The 6,199-nt window shown below is 70.3% G+C and carries 7 protein-coding genes and 1 pseudogene; 3 read left to right on the forward strand and 5 right to left on the reverse strand.

What is annotated here, in order from left to right; translation table 11 throughout:
- Window positions 1–380: 2'-5' RNA ligase family protein (locus tag VXC91_RS41220; RefSeq protein ID WP_329512491.1), on the reverse strand; the 380-nt coding region annotated here is incomplete at its 3' end.
- Window positions 381–468: 88 nt separating this feature from the next.
- Here VXC91_RS41220 and VXC91_RS41225 point away from each other — a divergent pair.
- Complete coding sequence (locus VXC91_RS41225) at window positions 469–1,947, forward strand: AlkA N-terminal domain-containing protein (RefSeq protein WP_329512492.1); 1,479 nt, start codon at window positions 469–471, stop codon at window positions 1,945–1,947.
- 9 nt (window positions 1,948–1,956) lie between these two features.
- The gene (locus VXC91_RS41230; RefSeq protein WP_329512493.1) at window positions 1,957–2,439 is read left to right on the forward strand and encodes a methylated-DNA--[protein]-cysteine S-methyltransferase; all 483 of its coding nucleotides are present in this window, start codon (window positions 1,957–1,959) and stop codon (window positions 2,437–2,439) included.
- Between the two features lie 68 nt (window positions 2,440–2,507).
- Here VXC91_RS41230 and VXC91_RS41235 read toward each other — a convergent pair whose 3' ends face one another.
- Window positions 2,508–3,470 (reverse strand): SDR family NAD(P)-dependent oxidoreductase, encoded by a 963-nt coding sequence (locus VXC91_RS41235; protein WP_329512494.1) that lies wholly within the window; start codon window positions 3,468–3,470, stop codon window positions 2,508–2,510.
- Window positions 3,471–3,587: 117 nt separating this feature from the next.
- Between VXC91_RS41235 and VXC91_RS41240 the strand changes: the two genes are divergently transcribed.
- Window positions 3,588–4,550, forward strand: a complete 963-nt coding sequence (locus VXC91_RS41240) for an AraC family transcriptional regulator (protein WP_329512495.1) — start codon at window positions 3,588–3,590, stop codon at window positions 4,548–4,550.
- Between the two features lie 93 nt (window positions 4,551–4,643).
- On the opposite strand, the gene VXC91_RS41245 is transcribed toward VXC91_RS41240, so the two are convergent.
- From VXC91_RS41245 to VXC91_RS41255, 3 genes and pseudogenes are all read right to left on the reverse strand, one after another.
- Window positions 4,644–5,381, reverse strand: a complete 738-nt coding sequence (locus VXC91_RS41245) for an SIR2 family NAD-dependent protein deacylase (RefSeq protein WP_329512496.1) — start codon at window positions 5,379–5,381, stop codon at window positions 4,644–4,646.
- A 75-nt stretch (window positions 5,382–5,456) separates the two neighbouring features.
- A pseudogene (locus VXC91_RS41250) lies at window positions 5,457–5,717 on the reverse strand (transposase); the annotation flags it as partial.
- 53 nt (window positions 5,718–5,770) lie between these two features.
- Window positions 5,771–5,977 carry a hypothetical protein gene (locus tag VXC91_RS41255; RefSeq protein ID WP_329512497.1) on the reverse strand — a complete coding sequence of 69 codons (207 nt, stop codon included), beginning with the start codon at window positions 5,975–5,977 and terminating at the stop codon, window positions 5,771–5,773.
- Window positions 5,978–6,199: the final 222 nt, after the last annotated feature.

The following is a 6,199-nucleotide window of genomic DNA, read 5'->3' on the forward strand; positions in this document are numbered from 1 at the left end:
TGCACGGCGATGGTGGCCCGTGGCCGCATCGGCCCGTCGCCCGGGCGTGAGAGCAGGACGAGTTCCCAGACCGTCGCGGTCATGGCGTTGAGCCGGGTGGCACAGCCGGCGGTGACTCGCCGCGGATCCCGGGTCCGGCCCAGGGGCAGATGCAGGGTGAACTTCTTGGCGGGCCCACGACAGCGCGGGAACCGCTGCCGCAGAACGCGGTGCAGGTCCGCCCAGGGCGCCCTGCCGGCCGCCGTCGGGTCGAGCCACACGGCGAAGCACGCCCTGTGCCGGAAGGTGCGCACCCCGTCCAGCCGGGCGGTGAAGACCGGCGTCTCGGCCATTGCCGCGGCAAGCAGCGGGGCAGCCCGCTCGAAGTCTGACTCCGGCACGAAGGGTGGCTCGGAGAACACCAGGTAGACCCACGTACATGTCGGATTTCCGCCAGCCCGGTCCCGGCCCATGGGCGATGCTGGAGGCATGCTGAACGGGATGCACACCGACTGGGAGCGCTGCGTGCGCGCCGTCCGGTCGAAGGACGCGCGCTTCGACGGCTGGTTCTTCACGGCCGTCCTGACCACACGGATCTACTGCCGCCCCAGCTGCCCGGCCGTACCGCCGAAGCCGGAGAACATGACCTTCTACCCGAGCGCCGCCGCCTGCCAGCAGGCAGGATTCCGGGCCTGCAAGCGGTGCCGCCCGGACACCAGCCCAGGCTCGCCCGCGTGGAACCAGCGCGCCGACCTCGTCGCCCGCGCCGTGCGGTTGATCGCCGACGGGGTTGTCGACCGCGAGGGCGTGCCCGGGCTTGCCGCCCGGCTCGGCTACAGCACCCGCCAGATCGAGCGCCAGCTCCTCGCCGAACTGGGCGCGGGCCCCCTCGCGCTCGCCCGGGCCCAGCGCGCCCAGACCGCCCGGCTCCTCATCGAGACGACCGCACTGCCGATGGCCGAGATCGCGTTCGCGGCGGGCTTCTCCTCGATCCGCACCTTCAACGACACCGTCCGGGAGGGCTTCGCCCTCGCCCCGGGCGAGCTGCGCAGCCGCCTGCCGAAGAAGACGGTGATCGCCCCCGGTGCCCTGAGCCTGCGGCTGCCGTTCCGGGCCCCGCTCAACCCCGACAATCTCTTCGGGCACCTCGCCGCGACCGCCGTGCCCGGCGTGGAGGAGTGGCGCGAGGGCGCCTACCGGCGCACGCTCCGGCTGCCCTACGGCCACGGGATCGTGGCACTGACCCCGAAGGCCGACCACATCGGCTGCCGGCTGACTCTCAGCGACATGCGCGACCTGCCCGTCGCCATCAGCCGCTGCCGCCGCATGCTCGACCTCGATGCCGACCCGGTCGCGGTCGACGACCAGTTGCGCAACGACCCGGTGCTGGCGCCCCTGGTCGACAAGGCCCCCGGCCGCCGGGTCCCGCGCACGGTCGACGAGGCCGAGTTCGCCGTACGGGCCGTCCTGGGCCAGCAGGTCTCCACGGCCGCTGCCCGCACCCACGCGGCCCGCCTGGTCACCGCGCACGGAGAACAGGTCGAGGATCCCGAGGGCGGTCTCACCCATCTCTTCCCGGCGTCCGAGGCGCTCGCCGCGCTCGATCCGGAGTCACTGGCGATGCCGCGCACACGTCGCACCACGTTCACCACCCTCGTCCGTCAACTCGCCGAAGGGAGCCTTCACTTGGGCGTGGAAAACGACTGGGAGGAGAGCCGGGCCCGGCTGGGGATCCTGCCCGGCTTCGGTCCCTGGACGGTCGGCGTGATCGCGATGCGCGCCCTCGGCGATCCCGACGCCTTCCTGCCGACCGACCTCGGCATCCGGCGAGCTGCCCGGGAGCTGGGCCTGCCGTCCACCCCGGCCGCGCTCACCGCGCGCGCGGCGGCCTGGCGGCCGTGGCGGGCGTATGCGGTCCAGTACCTGTGGGCGACCGACAGCCACCCGATCAACTTCCTCCCGGTGTAAGGACGTTCCATGAAGCAGCACACCGTCATCGACAGCCCGTACGGCCCGCTCACCCTCGTCGCCGACGACGGCGTCCTGTGTGGCCTGTACATGGACGGACAGCGCCACCGCCCGCCGGAGGAGAACTTCGGCGACCGCGACGACATGCCCTTCGGTGAGGTGACCGCCCAACTTCGGGCCTACTTCGCGGGCGAGTTGAAGGAGTTCACCGTCGACATGCGCCTGCACGGAACCCCGTTTCAGCGCAGTGTGTGGGATCAGTTGCGGCAGATCCCCTACGGCGAGACCCGCTCGTACGGCGAACTGGCCGACGCCCTCGGCAACCCCGGCGCCTCACGCGCGGTCGGACTGGCCAACGGCAAGAACCCCGTCGGCATCATCGTGCCGTGCCACCGCGTGGTCGGCGCGAACGGCGATCTGACGGGCTACGGCGGCGGCCTCGAGCGCAAGAGGCGCCTGCTGGACTTCGAACGGGGAGCGGGCCTGTTCTGAAAGAGGCGGTCCGGGGGCGCGCACCCCCGGACCGCCGCCTCACCGGCTCCGCTCCCCGTCGCCGGACATCAGCGGCGTACGGCGTCCGCGGCGTAGGCCCACAGCAGGTCCGCCGCCAGCGGATCGAGGGCATGAGCGGCCACGCGGCCGGGCTGGTTGTCGCCGTCCGATACGACCGGTGCCTCCTGGTTGTCCTCGAAGTAGCGGCCGGTCGCACCCTTGACCATCGGTGACGCGGCCAGCAGCACGGATGTCGCGGCGCCCTGAGCCGGGTTCTTGTAATACGGCAGCGGAGTCAGGTTCCCCTCGTCGTCCATCACCCCGAACGAGCGCATGGTGTCGTTGTCGAGGTGGCGCTGGAGGTTGGTGAGGATGAAGCCGGGGGCGACCGCATTGGCCGTGATGCCCTCGTCCGCCCACCGGCGGGCTCCCACGGTGAGGAGCACATCGGCCGTCTTGGACTGCCCGTAGGCCACCCAGGGGTCGTACGGACGCCGCTCGAAGTGCGGGTCGTCGAAGTCGAAGGGCGTGTTCAGGTGGGCACCGGAACTGACGACCACGACACGAGCCGAGCCCGACTCGCGCAGGGCGGGGTGGAGAGCGTCGGTCAGGGCGAAGTGACCGAGGAAGTTGGTGGCGAGCTGCAGCTCCCAGCCCTCCGCGCTGACCTGTCGCGTGGGAAGCGCCATGATCCCGGCGTTGGCCACGAGGATGTCCAGCGGGCCTCGCCATGCCCGTGCGAAGGCCAGTGCGGAGTCGATGTCCGCCAGGTCGAGGGCTTCGGCCCGCACGGATCCGGCACCGGGGACGGCGGCGAGTTCACGGACCAGCGGCTCGGCAGTCTCCGGGCGACGGGTGGCCACGGTGACCTCCGCGCCGGCGAGGGCGAGGGCCCGGACGGTCTCGGTACCGATGCCGGAGGCGCCGCCGGTGACCACGGCACGGCGTCCGGTGAGGTCCACGCCGTCGATCACCTCGGCAGCGGTGGCGTGGGAAGGGAAGGGGGTGGTCAGTCGGGATTCGGCGTTCACGTGGAGTCTTTCCTGAGGTGCGAAGTCACGTACGCCACTCACCGTAGGACCGCACCGCTGGACGATGTATAACTTGTCGTCCAGACTGCTTTAGTAGTCGTCCAGAAGAAGGTGCTCATGGATCCACTGGAGGACGTGCTGGCCCTGCTGGAGACGCGAAGCCACCTGTCGACGGGCCTGGCGGCGGGAGGGCGATGGGCCATGCGGTTCGACGCACCCTCCGGCGTGAAGTTCAACGCCGTCCGGCGCGGACACTGCCGGCTGGAGGTCGACGGGCTCCCGGAGCCGATCGCCTTGGCGGCCGGCGACTGCTATCTGCTCACGCGTCCGCAGCGCTACACCCTGCGCAGTGACCCCGAGGTGACCGCTGTCGATGCGGGCCCCGTCTTCGCGAGGGCGACCGGTGGCGTCGCGCGCGTCGGTACCGGTGACGACGTGTATATGATCGGCGGCCGTTTCTCCTTCGGTGAGCGGGCACAGGAGCTGCTGCTGGACGGGCTGCCCCCGGTTGTCCATGTGCCCGCGGGAACCGAACAGGCACAGGCCGTGGAATGGGCGCTGACCGCCATCGAACAAGAACTGCAGCACAAACCGTTGGCCTCGACGCTGGTCGCCGAGCACCTCGCCGTCGTCATGCTCGTTCACGTTCTGCGTCTGCATCTCGCCCGTCAGCCGCACGCGGTGTCGGGGTGGCTGTCCGGTCTCGCCGACCCCGTGGTGGCCACGGCCTTGGCGTCGATGCACGACGACCCGGCGCGTTCGTGGACCGTGGCCGACCTGGCGCAGGCGGGCGCGGTGTCCCGGTCCACCCTGGCAGCGCGCTTCAAGGAGACGGTCGGCCGAGGGCCTTTGGAGTACCTGACCCGATGGCGGATCGAACTCGCCTCCCGGCAACTGCGGGAGAGCACCGACACGGTCGCCCTCATCGCCCGCTCCGTCGGATACGGCTCGGAAAGCGCCCTGAGCGTCGCCTTCAAACGGGTCACAGGAATGTCACCCGGCGCGTACCGCAGGCAGTCCGGTGCATTCCCGGACGCCGGCGGTGTATTGGTGGGCACGGACGCCGGCGGGGTGGGCTGACACCGGGCCGTCGGCTCCCGGCGGCATCCTCCGTCGTCGGCGCGGCCGGGTGCGACGCCCCTGCGCCCGGTGGGATCCGGTCGAAGACGGACCCTATGCGCCGCTCTCGGTGCTCAGTTCGCGCAGCAGCGCGGGCAGCGCGGTGCCGATCGGTTCCCGTACGACCTCATCGGCGCGGTCGTCGTACGGGGTCGGTTCGGCGTTGACGATGATCAGCCGTGCACCGTGGTCGGCGGCGACTCCGGTGAGTCCGGCGGCGGGCTGGACCTGGAGGCTGGTGCCGACCGCGATGAACACCTGGCAGGCCTTGGTGATGGCGAGGGCCTCGCCGAGGACGGTCGGGTCGAGGCGCTCGCCGAACATCACCGTCGCCGACTTCAGGATTCCGCCGCACTCCAGGCACGGCGGGTCCTCCTCGCCGGCTTCGACGCGGGCGATCGCGTTCTCCATCGGCCCGCGGGTGTGACACTTCGTGCACACGAAACTCCGTGCAGTGCCGTGCAGTTCGAGCACCTTGCGGGCGGGCATGCCGGCGAGCTGGTGCAGCCCGTCCACGTTCTGCGTGATGACCCTGACCGGAACGCCTGAGTGCTCCAGCTCGGCCACGGCCCGGTGGGCGGCGTTCGGCTCGGCCTTCAGGGTCCGGTTCTGGCGCCGCATCTGCCACGAGCGCCGCCGGATCTCGGGATCGCCCATGTAGTACTCGTACGTCACGAGCTTCTCGGCCTTGGGATCCTTGCGCCACAGCCCGTTAGGCCCGCGATAATCAGGGATCCCGGAGTCGGTGGAGATACCTGCGCCACTGAGGATGGCTACGAGAGGCCTGCTCATGGGCCGAGAGTAGGACGCAGGCCTGCTCGGAGCGAACGGATATCGGGGCGGGCCTCACGCCCGCAGGTTCTGTTCGCCTTCGGCGTCGGCCTGGGCGAGCAGAGCTGTCAATACGCGTTCCCAGGTCCCGTCGGCAGCCCATTTCCGAAGCCGGTTGTGAACGCCCTTCCACGACCCGAACTCCTCCGGCAGGTCACTCCACGGCGTTCCGGTCCGGTACTTGAACGCGATCGCGTCAATCACCTGCCGGTGATCCCGCCACCGACCGCCACGTCTCGGCGTCCGGTCCGGCAGCAACGGCTCGATCCGCGCCCACTGCGCGTCAGTCAGCGACACACATCAACCAACGATCAGATGATCCTCTGGAGACGGCCCTGCGCTACAGCATGTCAGGCCAGCTCGAAGCCGCTCCGGAAGACGCCGCCGTACTCCCCAGGCGTCTCCCAGCACGTGTAATGGCGGCCAGGAAGATCGGGCAGGTCAATCCCCAGTTGCTCCGCCAGGCCGGCGGCACCGGTCTTGCGGATCCGAGAGGGGTCATCGGCAGCTTGATAGAGGGCACAGGCGCCGCGCAGTCCGATCACTACGTACTCCACACGCCTCCCCGTGCTGACCACCGATTCCTCGTGGTGCTGCTCGTGCCGGGCATTCATAACCTGCCCACAGAGCCCGCATCGCAAGTCGTCCCGTGAGGTATCCACGGCAGGCATCGTACGGCTCCCTCGAACACGTGTGGCCACCAGCCATCCTCACCCCAGAACACCCGGGCATCGGCTCGCCCGGCGGCCCCACTCTCATCACTGATCCGAAAGAAACGC

Source organism: Streptomyces chiangmaiensis (assembly GCF_036281785.1).
GTDB classification, from domain to species: Bacteria; Actinomycetota; Actinomycetes; order Streptomycetales; family Streptomycetaceae; genus Streptomyces; species Streptomyces chiangmaiensis.